We start from the raw sequence: 15,874 nt of genomic DNA, 5'->3' as shown, positions 1-15,874 counted from the left end.
CGGCGGGAGACGTTGCCGAGGTAATGCGACAGCAGGCAACGGGATCGAACATCCATTGCGGCACCTCCAGCAAGCCCGCCGTGTCGAACGGCTCTCGCCCACAGCGCAGCACTGACTCGGCGTTCTTACTCTCTATCGTGGTGAAAATCCATACCGTGTGCCCGTACCACGGGTGCCAGCGGTAGAGAACCTCCTTTGATTCGCCGATATGGGCGTTGTGTTGACGGCTTGTATAGCTCGATGTAGTCGCCAATGGAGCGCCGGGCGTGGCTGACCGACTCGTAGGCCCTCAGGTACACTTCTTCGTACTTGGTGCTGCGCCAGACGCGCTCGACGAACACGTTGGAGTTCGCAGACAACTGCGCCCGTGAGTGACGTTGAAAGCCGACGTTTTCAGGTAACTCATCCGTACCATCCCCTTCATTTGCAAGAATTCGAACTCGTCCTTCACGCCCAGAACTGGCATGAGGACAGGGTTTGGTTTCACGACGCAAATGGCCGACTGCGGGCGCTGCCCGCCAGCTGGACGAGCGTCGTCGGCGAGGACCCATTCAACGTGGTCGCCGCCGGACGCGCCTTGTTTCGTGTGGAAGAACTGCTTGAACTGGGGCGTTTGATCGCGACGCTGGAGTCATGGCAGCGCAAGCACGTGTAAAGCCAAATACGTCGAATGTGTAAATTCAATTACGCCTCACGTCGCCTTGTATGGTGATCCATTGTTTCAGCGTTTAATCCATCGATGGCTTGGTTTTATCGGGGGCGCTCAAGAAATTGACCTTGTATATTTAGAATTATGGTACATAATTATATTTACAACAGCTTGCCCGCCTTTCTTGGAGTTCGTGCATGTCGACAGATCGACGCAAAGAGGATAAGCACCGCGCGCTGCGGGAACAGGCGAGCCTCAATCCGCGCCCCGATGCCGTGACTCATCCGCTGTTTCGCGACGGCGACTTCTTCGACCCGCACGATCTGCTGCAGGTCAAGTACGAGATGCTGCGCGCGGTGCACATCGACAAGTGGTCCATCAGCGAAGCCGCCAGGGCGTTCGGCTTCTCGCGGCCGTCGTTCTATCAGGCCCAGGCGGCCTTCGAAGGCGCGGGTCTGGCCGGTTTGATCCCCCACAAGACGGGCCCGCACAGCGGCCACAAACTGACACCGGCGGTGATGGAGTTTTTGAATCGGGCGCGGGTTGCCGAGCCGGCTGTGCGAGCGGAGCGACTGGCCAGCCTGGTGCACCAGAACTTCGGCGTACAGGTTCATCCGCGCAGTATCGAACGGCAGTTTCTGCGCCAAAAAAAACCGTAACGAAACCGTCTGTGTCATTGCCGGACCGTGCGCTGTGCAATGACGGACTGATCTGGCGTTATGAAGATCTGAGACAACAGGGACTTGGACTGCCGTGCGAGATTCCTCGCGGCCAAGGCCTCGTGCTGTTAATGCGCAGCGGCATGAGAGCGTGGATGCAGGCATGGGCGCAGTGCGCGACCACGGTTGTACGGCGGCAGCCGCCGCCGGGTGAGGCAGAGATCGTCCCCTTCAAGCTGCATCAGGAGGCGACGATGATTCTGGCTTCAATGCTTCTATATGGGCGTCAGGAGGCAACAGCATGAAGAGCGATCCTCACCAGAAGGTCCAGGCGAGTCATCTGAAGCGCAACGCCTATCTGTATATCCGGCAATCCACATTGCGCCAGGTGTTCGAGAACACCGAGAGCACCAAGCGCCAATACGCACTGCGCCAACGGGCCGTCGTCCTGGGGTGGTCCGAGGACCGCATTATTGTGATCGATAGCGACCTCGGCCAGTCGGGCGCTTCGTCGGCGGACCGGGAAGGCTTCCAGCGCCTGGTCGCCGAAGTCGGCGTGGGTCATGCCGGCATCGTGCTTGGGCTGGAAGTATCGCGTTTGGCGCGCAACTCCACGGACTGGCACCGGTTACTCGAGATCTGCGCGATCACCGACACCTTGATCCTTGATGAGGATGGCGTATACGAGCACACATCTTGATACCCCTGTTCGGCTACCAACTGGGCGGCCGGAACAGGTAACTGTCACTGATCCCGCCCATCCGCTGTATGGCCGCACCTTTGCTGTAGTGGCACGAGCAAGCACGGTCGGTGCATCTGGCCAAGTCACCGTCGTTTATCGCGGCGACACCCTCTTAAAGATTCCGTTGGTCGCGACATCCCTCCACCCGGCGCCTCCATGTCTGCCATCGAGCAAGCTATCGGCCGATAGCATCCGTGAACTGGTTCGCGTGGCCAGAGAATTCGGATCGTCAAAAAATCAGGTGTCCGACTTCTCTTTAAATAAGGAGTACTTGATAATAGAAGAGAGTCACGATTCGCAAAATCCGGTTGATGCCACGAGGAACAAGTCATGACATCGGAACTTGTAACGGACCGACATCTGTGCCGTAAGGCAATGATCTATATCCGTCAATCCACTGCGAATCAGGTAGTGACCAATCAGGAAAGCCTGCGATTGCAGTATGCGCTGCGCCAGCGCGCAAGCGATCTGGGCTGGGATGATGCGAATATCGAGGTGGTCGACGTTGATCTTGGCTTGAGTGGCTCGACGCTCTCGCATCGCGAGGGCTTCAAGGATGTGATCGCCCGCGTGACCCTGGGCGAGGTCGGCATCATTCTTTCCTACGAAGTAACCCGGCTTGCACGTAACTGCACGGACTGGTATCCCCTGCTGGATCTGTGCGGATTTCGCCAATGTCTTATCGGCGATCGCGATGGCATATACGATACTCGAGCGTGACACCAACGGCATAGTACATAAAGATCCGAATCAGGAGGTGCAGGATCGGGTATCCCTGATCTTTACGACGTTTCTGGATCTTGGGTCGGTGGGTAAAGTGATGCGCCGCTTCCGGGACCACGCACTGACCTTGCCGCGGCGCGACCGGTTTGGCGACGTCGTTTGGCGTGCACCAACGGCCGGTATGCTCATGGCGATTCTGAAGAATCCTGCCTACGCGGGCGCTTTCGTCTATGGTCGAACCCGGTCCTGCCATTCGACTTATCCAAACGGCAAGCTGAGGACAGAACGCTGTCCTATGTCAGAATGGAAAATCGTCGTGAAAGACCGTTATCCTGTCTACCTCGACTGGGAACGTTTCGAACAGGTCCAGGCCATGCTGCGCGATAACCATGCGGAATATCAGCGAAACCAGACGCGCGGGGTACCCCGCGAAGGTGCAGCCGTGCTCCAGGGCATCGTCTGGTGCGGGCAATGCGGTCACAAGATGGCGGTGCAGTACAAGAATGCCAACAGCTACGTCTGTAACTATCTGCTGCGCAGCCAGGGCGGCTCGTTGTGCCAGCACCTGCCTGCTGACCTGATCGATGTGCGGGTCGTGGAGGCCTTCCTCGCGGCAATCGGACCGGCTGAACTGGAGGCCTGGACGCGTGCTCGCGATGCAAGACAGCAGACCCGTGACGCCGCCACTCGGGCAGAGGCGCAGCAGGTCGAACGGCTACGCTATCAGGCGCTTCTGGCCGAGCGCCAATACAATCGCGTCGATCCGGATAACCGTCTGATTGCTGCCGAGCTTGAGCGGCGGTGGGAAACGGCGCTGCGCGAACTGCGACAGGCGGAGGATGCGCTTGCCCGTCGTCAGGCTGAGGCATGCAAACCGGAGGCGCTCGGTGCTGAAGAGCAAAATGACTTTCTTGCACTCGGTGCCCGGCTACCGGAAATCTGGCAGCGACCCGGAGTAAGCCGGGAGAACAAGAAGGCTCTGCTACGTTGCCTGATTGATAAGGTGATTCTGCACCGGGTAACGCGCGACCGGATCGCAATCCGTGTCGTCTGGCGAGGTGGCGAGATCTCCCAACTGGCGGTCGAGCCGCGTGTGCATGCGGCGCGGGCGCTCACGCGGGGCGCCGAGATGGAAGCCCGAGTGCTTGAACTTGCCCGGCAGGGCATCGACGACGTCACGATCGCCGGGATCCTGACCCAGGAGGGGCATCACTCGGCCCGATGCAGCCATGTCCCGGCACGGACCGTACAGCTCATCCGGCAGCGACATCGTGTGCTGCACGACGCCAGATCAATCCGTGAGCGCCATATCGTCGGATGGCTGACCATTGCCAGGGTGGCGCAATGTCTGCAGGTCTCGACCTCCTGGGTCAAGCGCCGCATCCACACCGGCGTCATCAATGTGCAGCGTGACCCGCATGACAAACGGTTCCTGTTCCCGGATACCGCGGAAAGCATCGCTGCACTCCAGGAACTCAAATCGGGCGTGCGAGACCATCTCGTCATCGCCCCGCGAGCGAACAGATGAGGGCATCAACATGACCGATCGTACGATCCTGCCCATTTCAACGACCGGCTGTTACTGGGGCTGAAGGGCACCATGAGCGAGGCCGAATTGCATGTGCTGCGCGCACGACTGCAAGGAGGAATCCTAAGCAAGGCAAGGCGCGGTGAGTTGCAGATGCGCCTGCCCGTCGGCTTCGTGTATAACGCCGCAGGCACGGTCGTTCTCGATCCGGACCAGCAGGTCCAGCACTGTCTGAGGTGGCTGTTCGATACCTTCCGCGGTACTGGATCGGCGATGGCCACCGCACGCGCTGCGCATCACCTCGAGCTGGCGTTTCCGCGACGCTGCTGCAAAGGTCCACACAAAGGCGAACTGCTGTGGGGCAGTCTCGGGCAGTCTCGGCCACAGCCAGGTGGTGCGCATTCTGCACAACCCGAGGTATGCCGGCGCGTTCGTCTACGGTCGCACTCATACGCGCAGGACAGTCGATGGACGCACGCGCGTGATTCGCGCCCCGCGAGACCAGTGGGATACGCTGATCCCGGGTGCCCATGCCGGTTATCTGTCCTGGGAAGAGTACGAGCAGAACCAGAAGCGTTTGCATGAGAGCGCACAGGTGATCGGAGCCGACCGGCGCCGTGGCGCGCCGCGTGAGGGTCCAGCACTTCTTCAGGGGCTCGTGGTCTGTGGTCGATGCGGGAACCGCATGACGGTCCGTTATCACAGCCGCCAGGGCGGCTTGTGTCCCGAGTACATCTGCCAGCGCGAAGGCATCGAACAGGCCGAACCGGTCTGCCAACGCATCCACGGCGCGGCCATCGATGAGGCCATTGGCGAACTGCTCGTCGAAGCGCTCAATCCGCTTGCCATTGAGGTAAGCCTGGCGGTTCAGCGCGAACTCCAGTCCCGCATCGAAGAAGCCGACCGTCTGCGTCACAAGCAGGTGGAGCGTGCCCAGTATGAAGCCGATCTGGCGCAGCGTCGCTACATGCGCGTTGACCCCGAGAACCGGCTGGTTGCAGACTCACTCGAAGCGGACTGGAACCATAAGCTTCGAGCGCTGACTGAGGCTAACGAGGACTATCGGCGTCGCCGCGAACAGGACGCGCGCATTCTCACGGACGAGCAGCGCGCCGTCATCGTCTCGCTGGCGTCCAACTTCCCCAGGCTATGGCGCGATCCCGCCACGCCCGACCGGGAACGCAAACGCATGATGAGGCTGCTTCTGGAAGACGTCACCCTGAACCGCGACCAGCAGGTTACCGCGCACATCCGCTTCAAGGGCGGCGCTCACCGGACCCTCAGGCTGCCGTTGCCGCTGAAATCGTGGCAACGATGGATCACCCCCGTTGCGGTGATCGAGGAGATTGATGCATTGCTCAATCACCATACTGTCCTGCAGATCGCGAATATACTGAACGAACATGGAGCGCCGTCGGGCACGGGTAGGCCCTTCAATGCAAAAATGGTCGCGCGCCTGCAGCGCAACTACTGTCTGAAGCCACGCTATGACCGGTTGCGCGAAGCGGGTCTCCTGACGCTGCAGGAGATGGCCGACGCCCTACACGTCACGCCGACGAGCGTAAAGATATGGAACCGTCGCGGACTCATCCGCGGTCACGCCTACAGCGACAAGAACGAGTGCCTGTACGACCCACCGGGCAATAACGCGCCCAGAAAGGCGATGGGCGTCAAGCTGTCCTGCCGGCGTCGCCACCCAGACGTCGTTTCTGATCGCCGCGAGGAGGTGTAGTGTGAAGCGCAAGCCTTGTCGCGCCAGGCGCCTTTGCCGTCCATCGACAGCCGCACGCCGCGCTCAGGTACGGCATCGGTGAACGCGGCCGCCGTGAACTGGCTAGCCTGATCGGTGTTCACGATGTCTGGCAGCCCGTAGCGGGCGAATGCTTCTTCCAGCGCCTCCACGGCATGTATTGCCTCCGGCGTCATGGCCACCCGGTGTGCAAGAACCTTGCGACTCGCCCAATCTACTACCGCCGTCAGATAGACGAAGCCACGCGCCATGGGAATGTACGTTGTGTCGGGTGCGAAGACCTGATTGGCGCGCTCGATCTTCATGCCGCGCAACAGGTACGGCCAGATCTTGTGCTGCGCGTTGCGTCGGCTCGTGTTGGGCTTGCAGTAAAGCGCTTTCACACCCATACGCTTCATGAGCGTGCGCACGCGACGGCGACCCACCCCATGGTCTTCCCGGCGCAACAGCCGGACCAGCATTCGCGCTCCGGCGAACGCAAACTCCAGGTGCAGCCCGTCGATCCGGCGCATCAAGTTCTGGTCAGCCTCGCTGACCTGCCGCGGCCGATAGTACGCACTCGATCTGGCAATGCCGACGAGCTTTGCCTGTTGCGACACCGGTAACTGATGGCCACGGTCAACCATCGCTTTGCGCCCAGCAATCCCGCCTTGTTGAGCGCGCCGCTTGAAAAATCATTTTCCAGAGAAAGCTGGCCGATCCTGGCGTGTAGGGTCTTCACGTCTACCGGCGGCTCGTTCGATACCACGCCCGCCGTTCCAGACACGTCGGCCGCACGCTCCTGCAGCTGCCGTTTCCATTCCGTGATCTGGTTCGGGTGCACATCGAACTGCTGCGCCAGTTCGGCCAGCGTGCGCTCGCCTTTGACTGCCGGCAGCGCCACTTTCGCCTTGAACGCCGCTGAGTGCTTGCGTCGGGTTCTCTTCGTCATGTCCTCGGTTCCTTTGCCTGCATTTTCGCTGGCTCAAGCCCCGGGCGTTCCACCTATCCCGCTGTCCGAATTCGCCCGGCCACCTCTGATCACGTCCGCACATCGCCGCCATCCTCAGTAAATGCGCAACGTCTTTGCGACGCTGGGCACGCCCTTGTTATTGAGAGCAAACAGCATGTAATAGCCGGGGACGACGATGCCCGGATCGGACGGGATATTGATCAGGTATTCGCCCGCCGTACCGGTGGTGAACTTCACCGGGACCCGGCGCTGCTCGTTGTCCAGCGAGTGCGTTGCCGATGCCATGCGGAGGAGCGAGAAGTTGGTCACGGGCCCATTGGTGGTGACGGCGATGGAAGTACCGAGGCTGACCTCCGACGGTGCGGAGACGATGACGGGTCGCGTTGCCGCCGAGCCGTCCGGATTCAGCAGATAGGGCGGCGTCAGGATCTCGACACTCGGATGGTTGGTCGAGCAGGTGCCGCAGAGGCCGCCACCGCCGCTCAGCACACGTCCGTCGGGCAGCAGCAGGGCCACGCTGTGGTAAGTTCGCGGCGTGGCCATCGGCGCCAGCAGCTGAAATGTCTCTGTGGCCGGATCCCAAAGCTCAGCGGTGAGCACGGCTTGGTCATCGGAGAACGGCCTCGGGTAGGTCTGGCCGCCGATCACCACAACTTGGCCGTTCGGCAGCACCACACTGTTATGGAAAGCCCGTGCATAGGCCATCGCGGCGACCTGGCGCACCTTGGCCGTGCCACCGTTGATATCAATGAGATTGGCGTTCGCACTTGCCCAAGTGCTATCGTAACTCGGCGCGCCGCCTATGGTGAGGATCTTGCCGATATCGTACATGACTGCGTTGCCGTTCATTGCATCGGCGTCCCCGCCGCGCTCGCCGGCCCAGGTAATACTGCCGCTGCCGGCCGTGTCGATCCAGTGCATGCTTTTGCTTGGACCTGCGTGAAATACACGGCCATTGGACACGGCAAACATCCAGGCATGGTTATCCGCGCGGTAAATGCCGGCACCATCAGCGGTGAGGATTTCGGTGGCAAACACTGCAGAGTTGAGTTGCCAGCCAGTACCTGGGAGCCAGGTTTCGCCATTCTTGTTACCCTTGTTGACGTCCCACGACCCGCCCAGGGTAAATACGCCGCCATTGGTCAGCGTGACGCTGCCATTGTATCCGCGGCCAATGTTCATCAGCGGGCCGGCGGACCACGAGAGCGTGGCGGGATCGAAGATACTAGTCTTGGTATCGCTGGAACCACCATTGACGAAAATCCGGCCGTCGGGAAGATTCGCAATGCCAGGACAGAACATGTCGTGGCCGGTGTTGCTTACAAGCATTTCAGAGGAATTTCCCGTGGCAGGGTCAAAAATAACGGTATAGGTCTGGCCACCGTCGCCGCCGAAATTGAGGGGGTCCCAGGAGGACCACGTCAGTACCTTGCCGTTGGGCAAGTTGGCTGCCGCGACCGGCACGATCGGAAGTGCTTGCGGCGCCGTCCAGCTTGACGGCAAGGTGACGGCCTGCGGAGGCGGGGTGTGCAGGCCATCGATTTCCCAGGTCTGGCTCGCGCTGCCGTCGCATGGCATCTGCACGACTTGCTGGCCTGCCTGCGGATTCCCCCCCCCTGAGCGACGAGACACTTGCTGCTGTGCGCCGCCACGATCGCATAGCCCGTACCTTGCTGGCGCAGCGTGAACTGCTGGTTCGGTTGCCCGTTGCAGGCCCACTGAATCGCCGGGGCGCCCGCGTCAAAGCTAATTCCCGTGATGTCCAGGCATTTGCCGCTGTGCTGAGCAATGAGCTGATACGCGGTGCCGACCGGTTGGAGCTGCCAACTTTGGTTGGCTTGGCCATTGCACGTCCAGACAATCACTGCCGCTCCGTCTGACTGCGAAATTCCTGTGACATCGGTACACAGCGTCGTTCCGCTGGGGCGCAGCGTGCTGACTGCGGCGTTGGACTGTGCCGCCGCCGGCCCGGACAGCATCATGGTTATGGCCATGCAAGCGGCGCCAATCCATCCAAGCAGGCGTGTCATCTTACATCCAGCGTATCGTTGGCAAGTATGAGTCATGGCAGTGGTGGGTTGTTGTTTGGTGCTGTCTTGCTCGGGGACCAAGCAGTCAAGCTTGGGCTAGGTGTTCCAGAACGTACGGGACTTCATCGGCCAGCGGCAAGGAGGTGCTCCGCCAGCGTAGTTGTGCAGCCTTGCCGAAGAAATAGACTTACGTGGAATGGCTATCCAGGCCTGGGGACAGCGCTCGGCCGGCGAGGGCCGCCCCTGATCTCCTCTACGTCGCCAATGCGCGGTCTCACGGCGTGCCGGGCCGGGCCGGCGTCAAATCGCTTGAGCCACGCGCGCAGTGCGCCCGGTGAATCGGCGAGCGGATCAATGCTGAGTGATATCAATCGAAGTGGATATTGCGAGCCTAGTCGCGGTATTCCTTGCTGCACGGCAGAAAATAGCGCGCCCTGCAGCGGACAAACCGAACTGCACCCAGTGAACATTGTCTGCACTGCTGAAACGCTGCCACACAGGACGTCCCGCAGGAGCCGCCTTTGGCCGCCCTCGTCGACGACCCAAGTGTCTGGAATGCGCAGCGGTGGATTCACCGCGCCGATGCCGCCGTGTGCGTATATGTCGCGAGACGCGACAGCGACGATGCTTGCGGAAATACCCTGAAGCCATGCACGCCGGGTCCATCTCATTTCCATATACCACCGAAATGCGTAGTAAAGTCAATCATAGAGACCGGCGAGCATAGGGAATCGCAGAGTCTCACGATAAGTGCCCGCCGTTATGACAATGTGGTCGCCCGACTTCAGCGCCGCGATGGCGGTGGAGATCGTTCAATACACAACGGTCTGCAGCATGAATCCGCACGACTATCCTCGCGGCCCGCTCGTTGAGCGGTATGTTGTCAGGCAACGTGCCCTCCAACACGTCATTAAAACGCCCGCGCCGGTAATTTAGTTGCATTTGAGAGGACTTCGGACGCAAATGAACGCGGCAAGATCCAGAGAAATCCGTATTTCTCGATCAAACCGCTCGTACGAAGTAGTCTCAATTAAACTTTTCGCCGCAAACCACTTGCCATTGTCATAGCCAATAGGCTGCGACCTATAATTCCATTCGTAGTACGAATGTTCTGGCAGACTCCACCTATACTGCTGTCGATTTGAGTGTTCAATGCATCCGCTGTATGCGCCCCACCACCTATTCACACATAGGGTGAGGCATTGATGACAGAGCAACCTGTTTTTCCGTGCGGTCAAAATGATTTAGCAGCGAGTTCGCGCTATGCGTTGACGCGTCACCGGTTTACGATAGCGAGTATGGTGGATCGATATGGCAAGCCTCTGTGCGGTAAACCACTTAAACACTTAATCGGTGAAGTCGCTCATTGCAGACTTCGCGGTGTCTTCGCAAAACAGCGTGGTGTAGTTGGCCGCGAGTCTGCGATTAATGAATGCCTTGAACCGAAGGTTCGGAGTGCTGACTTTCACACTATCGGACTGGCCTTATACGAAACGCTGCTGATATGCGGCTGCTGTGGTCGGGCGCTCACCGTTCGCTACCAAGGTAACGGCGGCCTTTATCCGTTGTGCTTGTGTAGTGCTCGCCGCCGCGAGGGTTTGGCGACCACCGATTGCCTGAGCATGAGCAGCGACCTGCTTAACAACGCAATCGGCGAGGCTGGATTCACCGCGCTGCGGCCAGCCGAGTTGAAACTTGCGGTGACCGCGCTGAACGAACTTGAGCAACGCGATCACGGCATCATGCGTCAGTGGCATATGCTCGTCGAACGCGCCGAATATGAGGTCGCGCTGGCAGAGCGTCGCTACGGGAACGACGGAGTTCTACTCGCATCATTTTCGATAACGCGGCAGATTGTCGTTTCTCAAAGATCCCAGTGACAATGGTTAAAGCGAGGCCGTCGAAACCCCTGCACGAAAAACGAAAGCGCGCTAAATAACGAGCTCGTCCCTTGATGCGGTAGCTGCGCCCGTCGAACTCGGGCAGGTAGCAATGATGCATGAGCCGGTCGAGGACTGTCTGATGCCGGCTGGCCGTCTCGTCTCGGCGTGCACTCACTTTTCCGTCGGTCACAGCGATATAGCAAAGGAACGCGGTGCCTTGCCATTCAGATGGACAGGCATTGGATCAGACGCTCGAACCGCCCGAAATGCTGCGTCATCCACTGTCGGATCCCCGCTGGATTCAGCGAGATCGGCAGCGATAAGTCCGCCAGACGGCTCACAATGGACGCGGACTTTCGCAATATTTTGGCTATGGTGCCAGAACTTTAGTGCGGAGCCCTTCCCTGGCGGCATAGGGCCGTGACGGCGATCCGAGCGAACCGGCCATTCGAGTGACGGTTTCGTCGGATGAGCGAACGTCGGCAAGTGGCCGAGATGATGGCATGGAGGCGCCACTTTCCCGTGGCCCCTGAACTGGTGCCAAACTGAAGTCTGGCGCTGCATTTCAGTGAGGAGCCTTCATCATGGACATCGCGACTATCGGGCTAGATCTGGCCAAAAACGTCTTCCAGTTACACCACTGAACCACTCCGGCAGGACGGTCCTCCGCAGGCGTCTGCGCCGCGCACTACTGGGCGCGCGAAATCCAGAAGCTCGGCCACACGGTACGCCTGATGGCACCGCAATACGTAAAGGCCTACGTCAAGACCAATAAGAATGACGCCGCTGACGCCGAGGCGATTGCCGAAGCCGTGACACGCCCCTCGATGCGATTTGTGCCCGTCAAAACCCAAGATCAGCAGGCAATGCTTGCGCTGCACCGTGTACGGCAAGGCCTGATCAAGGCGCGTACCGCACAGGCCAACCAGATCAGAAGCTTCCTCGCTGAGTGTGGAGTCGTGATACCGGCGGGCTTGGGGCGATTGCGCAGAGCATTGCCAATGGTGCTGTCCGAGGAAGAACGCGTGGATGGTCTGATGCGCCAGTTGTTGGTTGATCTTGCCGCAAGATTGCGCAGTCTGGACGACGAGGTCGCACGACTTGACAGACACATTGCCGAATTCAATCGCCGCAACCAGGACTGCCGGCGCCTCGAGACGATTCCCGGCGTTGGCCCGATCACCGCAAGCGCCCTGGTGGCAGCAGTCGGCAACGCAACTGCATTCTGTAACGGTCGCGAGCTGGCGGCGTGGCTCCGAATTTCGCAACATGCGATTTATGCTAGAGGTAAAGGATCATACGGTCCGGGTTGCTCTAGTCCCTAAAAGCGGCGAAAAGGGTGCGATGTTCGAATACCCGTATGCAACTCCCGACGATCACAATCTGTCAGGAGAACTTGAGCGTTTGAAGGAGCGTCTGCGCCAAGACATTGTGACAGCGCAAAATATCGAAGATGGGAAAGGAACGCGACTGACTTGAGGGAAAGCCGGATCCACATGGGCGTTGAATTTAGCGACATTCCACTCCAACGCACCTTTTCCGCGACGTCCGTTGGTGCGAAGGATGAACGTCCCATGTGGGTCGCGGCCGGTCGCAATCGAGCCAACATGAACGACATGAGGTTTGCGACGGCCTGAAAAAATGCCGCCGATATCGGCCGTTGCGTTCTGCGCGTCCCCCTGAACAGCCGAATCGAGGATTCAAAGTTCTCAAAAAAATTTTGTCCCTGTTGGTGTGCACTATTTGATAGGACCCGCGAGTAGGCCTAAAACGTGTGTGCCGGGGGGCGAAAATCGATGTGAATCCCGGTCATTTTCAAGGCTCAAGGTTGTGTTTCGTGATCAGCCCTCTGACGTCGTGACTCATAGCACGACGGCCAATTGCCATGGAGAAGTGGCGCTGCTGATGTCGAAGCGCGAGCGTTGAGCAACGGGCCCGGTTTTGCCCGTTTTTCCCGGTTCCGGTCTTTCCGGGCAAGTTAGCACGGTCCGGTTTCGCCCGCTCCAGCTATAGGAAGCGGGCGAAACCGGGCAAACCGGACCGGCGCACCTGTTGTTCCAATAGGGCGCTTTGCGGGTAAATCAGGCGCGCCACAGCGAGTTGCTTTTCACGCCAAAGATATTTTTCGCCACAAGACCGTTCAAGGCTTCGATCGCGCGCTGCTTTTTATGTTTCTGGTCGCACAGCATCCGCTCGGTCACGAGCGCGACGGCCTCATCGAGGGGGATACACGCACGGTCTTTTGGCGCGCCATCTTGCCCGCTCTCGAAAGAGTTGCGCAGCGCCCCGGTCACGGCATCGAACGCGATTTTCTGATTTCCGCCAGTCGGCAGCTTCGTCCCCTTCACGGGCTGGATCGATTCATCCGGTGCGATCACGCAGCTCGTGACCGGCTCGCCGCAGTCATCGTTTCCGAGATCCACGACGAGCAGCTTGAACCGGTGAGCAGCGCCGGTTTCATCGTCCTTGGATTTGGCCACGACCCATTCGCGACGGCTCTCGGTCGCATTCACCTCGATGGCGCCATCGAGCGCGGCATGCAGACTCGAATGCCCGCGCAATCCCTTCGTGGCATCCTTGCCCGTATGATGAACCAGCAGGACCAGGCCGCCGAGCAGGTTCTGCAGGCGCTTGGCGGCGGTGATCATGTTGCCCATGTCCACGGACGAGTTCTCGTCGGCGCCAGGCGCAGCGCGGTTCAGCGTGTCGAGCACAACCATCCCGCCAGCGCCACCCGCGCTTGCGATGGAGCGGGCAAGCTCGGCTACGCCCGCGCCGTCGAGCAGGTCGAAAGGCGCGGTCATGAAGCGCAGGCCGTCAGGCAACGGCTTGTCGTGGTGCTTCGCCCACGCCTTGACGCGCTTGCCCATGCCAGCTTCGCCTTCCAGTGCGCAGTAGGTCACCGGACACTGAAGTACCCGGTGACCGAACCACTCCGGATTGCCACCCGCGACGGCGGCAGCAATGTCGAGTACCAGAAAGGATTTCCCGCTGCCGCTGGGGCCGAACAGCGCAGCCAGGCCTTCGAGAGGCAGCACCGCGCGCACCAGCCACTTCATGGGAGGCGCGTTCGCCAGCTCGTCAGCGGAGCGCAGCGGAAAGCGCGCAGTCGTGGGAGTGATGCCGGCCTCTCGGAGCTGCCCGGTATCCGTTGCCCGCACTTCGTTCACCCACATGACGAGCGTGCCGATCGTCGCCACATTCGTAGTGCGGCCGAAGCTTTCCCACTCCCTTTCGCACAGGCCCGGCTGATACATCAGTTCGCCGTCAGCCGTCACGCGTTCGTCTTTCGCTGACCAGGTATCCCACAGTTCAAGCCCCTCGTCGGAGCCGTCGAACTGGTGATGCAGGATCATACCGAGCTTCAGCCAACGGGCACGATTCCATTCATCGGCGTTCGGATCGAGCCGCGACAGCAGCTCGTCTTTGACGCGCCCCAGGGTCCAGCGCGGATCGGACTGCTTTGCCTCGAGCAGACTGAAATCGACGTCGTTGCAAGCCTCGGCAGTAACCGGCTTCGCAGTTTCGCAAGGTGCAATCGCCAGATAAGAATCGGGATTCAGGTATCCGCCGCCCAAGGACACGCCAAACCTGTACTCGGCTCCCTGATTCTGTATGGGGCAATACATGGCGCGTTCGGCCTCCAGCGAACCAGGGTCGAGCGTCGCGCGAAAAAACGTCGCGATCGCCAGAGCCACCGTACGGTGCTCCTCGCGCGACATGTCACGAATACTGGGAATGATGATCCGCAGGCGCGGCGCTTCAGGCGTGTGAGAGCGTGTGGTATGCCATAGGTAATCGAAAGGCGCGAGCGTATCGCCGCGGACCAGTGCGGCGAAGAGGTCTGCAGTTCCCTTGTCAAAATCGAGCGTCAACGCCGAGCGGCGCTTGAAGGACGCGTGGTTGCGCTGGTTTCCATCGAAAGCGCCGAACACGACGAACGGGTCGCGTTTCTTCGCTTCTCCGCGCTCCTTATTACTCAGCGCCATGAAGTCGGTGTGCGACATGGGGCTCTGCTTCGGCATCGAGACGAACTGCTTCAGCGCCTCGAAGCTGATCGGTTTCACGGGGCGGATAACACCAAGGTTTCCCTGGCCATAGACCGACGACAGGAGGCGCTGCGGATGGATTTCTGGAAGTTGGTTTGCTATCATCGTTTTATCTCTTAGGAATGCTTAATGCCCCGGCGTCTGATATGGCGGATACCGGGGCTTTCTTTTAGCCTTCGTGCAGGGTGCTACAGGCGAGCAAAGAGACCGGGGTGTTCTTCCTCGAACTTAATGCGGGCGTGAACCGCATAATCGCTCGCGGCAGCCTTCATGAAAGCCGTCACCAGAGCAACAGAATTGGTGTCGCTGATCTTATATCCTCGAGCACGCGCTTCCTCGACCGCATGAAGAGCGGAGAACAGGTACAACTCGGCAGTCATCGCGGCCTGCCTCATGAGATCTTCATAGGAGACGCTCATGCCGCACCTCCCGCCAGGCGTTCGATGGAATCGGCGGCACTCATGAGACGACCGTTCGGCGACTCCACCGGCTGAAGGCGGCAGCAGGCGCCGGTCTCTGCGGGAATCTCTGCAGAACGAACGCGGGCTCCGGACTGGGCGAGCGAAACGGCGTTTGCATGAGACGCGATGTTCTGGGTGAAATGGTCGGCGTGGGCAGGATTGGCAAAACGGTCCATCATGCTGCGCCTCCGCCAAGCAGAACAGCGCGCAGCTCACCCACATTCCAGCGGGTCGAGCCGCCGATCTTGCGCGGGGCGGGGAGTGCGCCGCGCTTCGAACGTTCCCACACGGTCGCGACGTTGCACTGACACAGCCCGGCCACAGTGCGCACGTCGACGGCGGCCGCGTTCGGCAACTCGTCAAACTCTTTCAGGTCAGTCTTGTGAGCCATCGATTTTCTCCAGTACCCGTCGGAATTGACGGGCAGGGAGAAGCGTATCGAGCCGGC

17 protein-coding genes and 4 pseudogenes are annotated in these 15,874 nt (G+C 60.0%); 9 read left to right on the top strand and 12 right to left on the bottom strand.

Translation table 11 applies throughout. The annotated features are described in order from the left end of the window. Positions 1-125 precede the first annotated feature (125 nt). Positions 126-344: pseudogene (locus tag F6X42_RS43800) on the bottom strand (hypothetical protein); the annotation flags it as partial. A gap of 23 nt (positions 345-367) precedes the next feature. Between F6X42_RS43800 and F6X42_RS03885 the strand changes: the two are divergent. The 6 genes from F6X42_RS03885 (at position 368) to F6X42_RS03865 (ending at position 4,301) form a co-directional block, all read left to right on the top strand. Further along, positions 368-655 carry a DUF5372 family protein gene (locus F6X42_RS03885; protein ID WP_187632932.1) on the top strand — a complete coding sequence of 96 codons (288 nt, stop codon included), beginning with the start codon at positions 368-370 and terminating at the stop codon, positions 653-655. Between the two features lie 191 nt (positions 656-846). Then, positions 847-1,308 carry a helix-turn-helix domain-containing protein gene (locus F6X42_RS03880; protein WP_187632931.1) on the top strand — a complete coding sequence of 154 codons (462 nt, stop codon included), beginning with the start codon at positions 847-849 and terminating at the stop codon, positions 1,306-1,308. 11 nt (positions 1,309-1,319) lie between these two features. Then, positions 1,320-1,613 (top strand): hypothetical protein, encoded by a 294-nt coding sequence (locus F6X42_RS03875; RefSeq protein ID WP_187632930.1) that lies wholly within the window; start codon positions 1,320-1,322, stop codon positions 1,611-1,613. Continuing rightward, a complete protein-coding gene (locus tag F6X42_RS03870; protein WP_246529936.1) occupies positions 1,610-2,008 on the top strand; it encodes a recombinase family protein in 399 nt (132 codons plus the stop codon). Before F6X42_RS03875 ends, F6X42_RS03870 begins: the two co-directional genes overlap by 4 nt. 372 nt (positions 2,009-2,380) lie before the next feature. Further along, a complete protein-coding gene (locus F6X42_RS43405) occupies positions 2,381-2,770 on the top strand; it encodes a recombinase family protein (RefSeq protein ID WP_222945467.1) in 390 nt (129 codons plus the stop codon). Next, the gene (locus F6X42_RS03865) at positions 2,745-4,301 is read left to right on the top strand and encodes a recombinase family protein (protein WP_222945466.1); all 1,557 of its coding nucleotides are present in this window, start codon (positions 2,745-2,747) and stop codon (positions 4,299-4,301) included. Before F6X42_RS43405 ends, F6X42_RS03865 begins: the two co-directional genes overlap by 26 nt. 123 nt (positions 4,302-4,424) lie before the next feature. Here F6X42_RS03865 and F6X42_RS03860 read toward each other — a convergent pair whose 3' ends face one another. Then, positions 4,425-4,703, bottom strand: coding sequence for a hypothetical protein (locus F6X42_RS03860; protein WP_187632929.1), 279 nt, complete (start codon positions 4,701-4,703; stop codon positions 4,425-4,427). Between F6X42_RS03860 and F6X42_RS03855 the strand changes: the two genes are divergently transcribed. Continuing rightward, entirely contained in the window at positions 4,693-6,033 is a 1,341-nt protein-coding gene (locus F6X42_RS03855) for a recombinase family protein (RefSeq protein WP_187632928.1), read from the top strand. The genes F6X42_RS03860 and F6X42_RS03855 overlap by 11 nt on opposite strands. A 17-nt stretch (positions 6,034-6,050) precedes the next feature. On the opposite strand, the pseudogene F6X42_RS43795 reads toward F6X42_RS03855, so the two are convergent. The 4 genes and pseudogenes from F6X42_RS43795 to F6X42_RS45820 form a co-directional block, all read right to left on the bottom strand. Further along, positions 6,051-6,982: pseudogene (locus F6X42_RS43795) on the bottom strand (IS3 family transposase); the annotation flags it as partial. Between the two features lie 114 nt (positions 6,983-7,096). After that, a complete protein-coding gene (locus F6X42_RS03840) occupies positions 7,097-8,536 on the bottom strand; it encodes a galactose oxidase early set domain-containing protein (protein ID WP_312892444.1) in 1,440 nt (479 codons plus the stop codon). Next, a complete protein-coding gene (locus tag F6X42_RS45545) occupies positions 8,425-8,982 on the bottom strand; it encodes an RICIN domain-containing protein (protein WP_312892443.1) in 558 nt (185 codons plus the stop codon). The genes F6X42_RS03840 and F6X42_RS45545 overlap by 112 nt, the downstream gene beginning before the upstream one ends. A 251-nt stretch (positions 8,983-9,233) precedes the next feature. Further along, complete coding sequence (locus F6X42_RS45820) at positions 9,234-9,503, bottom strand: SCO family protein (RefSeq protein ID WP_376776316.1); 270 nt, start codon at positions 9,501-9,503, stop codon at positions 9,234-9,236. A 735-nt stretch (positions 9,504-10,238) separates the two neighbouring features. Between F6X42_RS45820 and F6X42_RS43790 the strand changes: the two genes are divergently transcribed. Then, positions 10,239-10,913, top strand: a complete 675-nt coding sequence (locus F6X42_RS43790) for a recombinase zinc ribbon domain-containing protein (RefSeq protein ID WP_246529935.1) — start codon at positions 10,239-10,241, stop codon at positions 10,911-10,913. A gap of 46 nt (positions 10,914-10,959) precedes the next feature. Here the strand turns inward: F6X42_RS43790 and F6X42_RS46380 are convergent. Together F6X42_RS46380 and F6X42_RS45815 are read right to left on the bottom strand one after the other, a co-directional pair. Beyond that, a pseudogene (locus tag F6X42_RS46380) lies at positions 10,960-11,052 on the bottom strand (ATP-binding protein); the annotation flags it as partial. 50 nt (positions 11,053-11,102) lie between these two features. Continuing rightward, positions 11,103-11,330 (bottom strand): TonB family protein, encoded by a 228-nt coding sequence (locus F6X42_RS45815; protein ID WP_376776315.1) that lies wholly within the window; start codon positions 11,328-11,330, stop codon positions 11,103-11,105. Positions 11,331-11,608: 278 nt separating this feature from the next. On the opposite strand from F6X42_RS45815, the pseudogene F6X42_RS03820 reads away from it, so the two are divergent. Continuing rightward, positions 11,609-12,241 (top strand): annotated as a pseudogene (locus F6X42_RS03820) (IS110 family RNA-guided transposase); the annotation flags it as partial. A gap of 756 nt (positions 12,242-12,997) precedes the next feature. On the opposite strand, the gene F6X42_RS03815 reads toward F6X42_RS03820, so the two are convergent. The 4 genes from F6X42_RS03815 to F6X42_RS03800 all read right to left on the bottom strand — a co-directional run bounded on the left by F6X42_RS03815 (position 12,998) and on the right by F6X42_RS03800 (position 15,817). After that, positions 12,998-15,070 carry an AAA family ATPase gene (locus tag F6X42_RS03815; RefSeq protein ID WP_187632924.1) on the bottom strand — a complete coding sequence of 691 codons (2,073 nt, stop codon included), beginning with the start codon at positions 15,068-15,070 and terminating at the stop codon, positions 12,998-13,000. A gap of 83 nt (positions 15,071-15,153) precedes the next feature. Then, positions 15,154-15,384, bottom strand: a complete 231-nt coding sequence (locus tag F6X42_RS03810; RefSeq protein WP_187632923.1) for a hypothetical protein — start codon at positions 15,382-15,384, stop codon at positions 15,154-15,156. Further along, entirely contained in the window at positions 15,381-15,605 is a 225-nt protein-coding gene (locus tag F6X42_RS03805; RefSeq protein ID WP_187632922.1) for a hypothetical protein, read from the bottom strand. Before F6X42_RS03805 ends, F6X42_RS03810 begins: the two co-directional genes overlap by 4 nt. Then, the gene (locus F6X42_RS03800; protein WP_187632921.1) at positions 15,602-15,817 is read right to left on the bottom strand and encodes a helix-turn-helix transcriptional regulator; all 216 of its coding nucleotides are present in this window, start codon (positions 15,815-15,817) and stop codon (positions 15,602-15,604) included. The genes F6X42_RS03805 and F6X42_RS03800 overlap by 4 nt, the downstream gene beginning before the upstream one ends. Positions 15,818-15,874: the final 57 nt, after the last annotated feature.

It is taken from the genome of Paraburkholderia podalyriae (genome assembly GCF_014397785.1).
GTDB lineage: Bacteria > Pseudomonadota > Gammaproteobacteria > Burkholderiales > Burkholderiaceae > Paraburkholderia > Paraburkholderia podalyriae.
The sequence above is the reverse complement of the archived record's forward strand: the minus strand, read 5'-3'. Positions and strand labels throughout refer to the sequence as shown.

Bases quoted from the DNA above. Each gene is read 5' to 3' on its own strand.
- F6X42_RS03880 (WP_187632931.1), top strand. From the start codon at position 847: ATGTCGACAGATCGACGCAAAGAGGATAAGCACCGCGCGCTGCGGGAA.
- F6X42_RS03870 (WP_246529936.1), top strand. From the start codon at position 1,610: ATGAAGAGCGATCCTCACCAGAAGGTCCAGGCGAGTCATCTGAAGCGC.
- F6X42_RS43405 (WP_222945467.1), top strand. From the start codon at position 2,381: ATGACATCGGAACTTGTAACGGACCGACATCTGTGCCGTAAGGCAATG.
- F6X42_RS03865 (WP_222945466.1), top strand. From the start codon at position 2,745: ATGGCATATACGATACTCGAGCGTGACACCAACGGCATAGTACATAAA.
- F6X42_RS03860 (WP_187632929.1), bottom strand. From the start codon at position 4,703: ATGCGCACCACCTGGCTGTGGCCGAGACTGCCCGAGACTGCCCCACAG.
- F6X42_RS45545 (WP_312892443.1), bottom strand. From the start codon at position 8,982: ATGCTGTCCGGGCCGGCGGCGGCACAGTCCAACGCCGCAGTCAGCACG.
- F6X42_RS45820 (WP_376776316.1), bottom strand. From the start codon at position 9,503: ATGTTCACTGGGTGCAGTTCGGTTTGTCCGCTGCAGGGCGCGCTATTT.
- F6X42_RS43790 (WP_246529935.1), top strand. From the start codon at position 10,239: ATGACAGAGCAACCTGTTTTTCCGTGCGGTCAAAATGATTTAGCAGCG.
- F6X42_RS45815 (WP_376776315.1), bottom strand. From the start codon at position 11,330: ATGCCGCCAGGGAAGGGCTCCGCACTAAAGTTCTGGCACCATAGCCAA.
- F6X42_RS03815 (WP_187632924.1), bottom strand. From the start codon at position 15,070: ATGATAGCAAACCAACTTCCAGAAATCCATCCGCAGCGCCTCCTGTCG.
- F6X42_RS03810 (WP_187632923.1), bottom strand. From the start codon at position 15,384: ATGAGCGTCTCCTATGAAGATCTCATGAGGCAGGCCGCGATGACTGCC.
- F6X42_RS03805 (WP_187632922.1), bottom strand. From the start codon at position 15,605: ATGATGGACCGTTTTGCCAATCCTGCCCACGCCGACCATTTCACCCAG.
- F6X42_RS03800 (WP_187632921.1), bottom strand. From the start codon at position 15,817: ATGGCTCACAAGACTGACCTGAAAGAGTTTGACGAGTTGCCGAACGCG.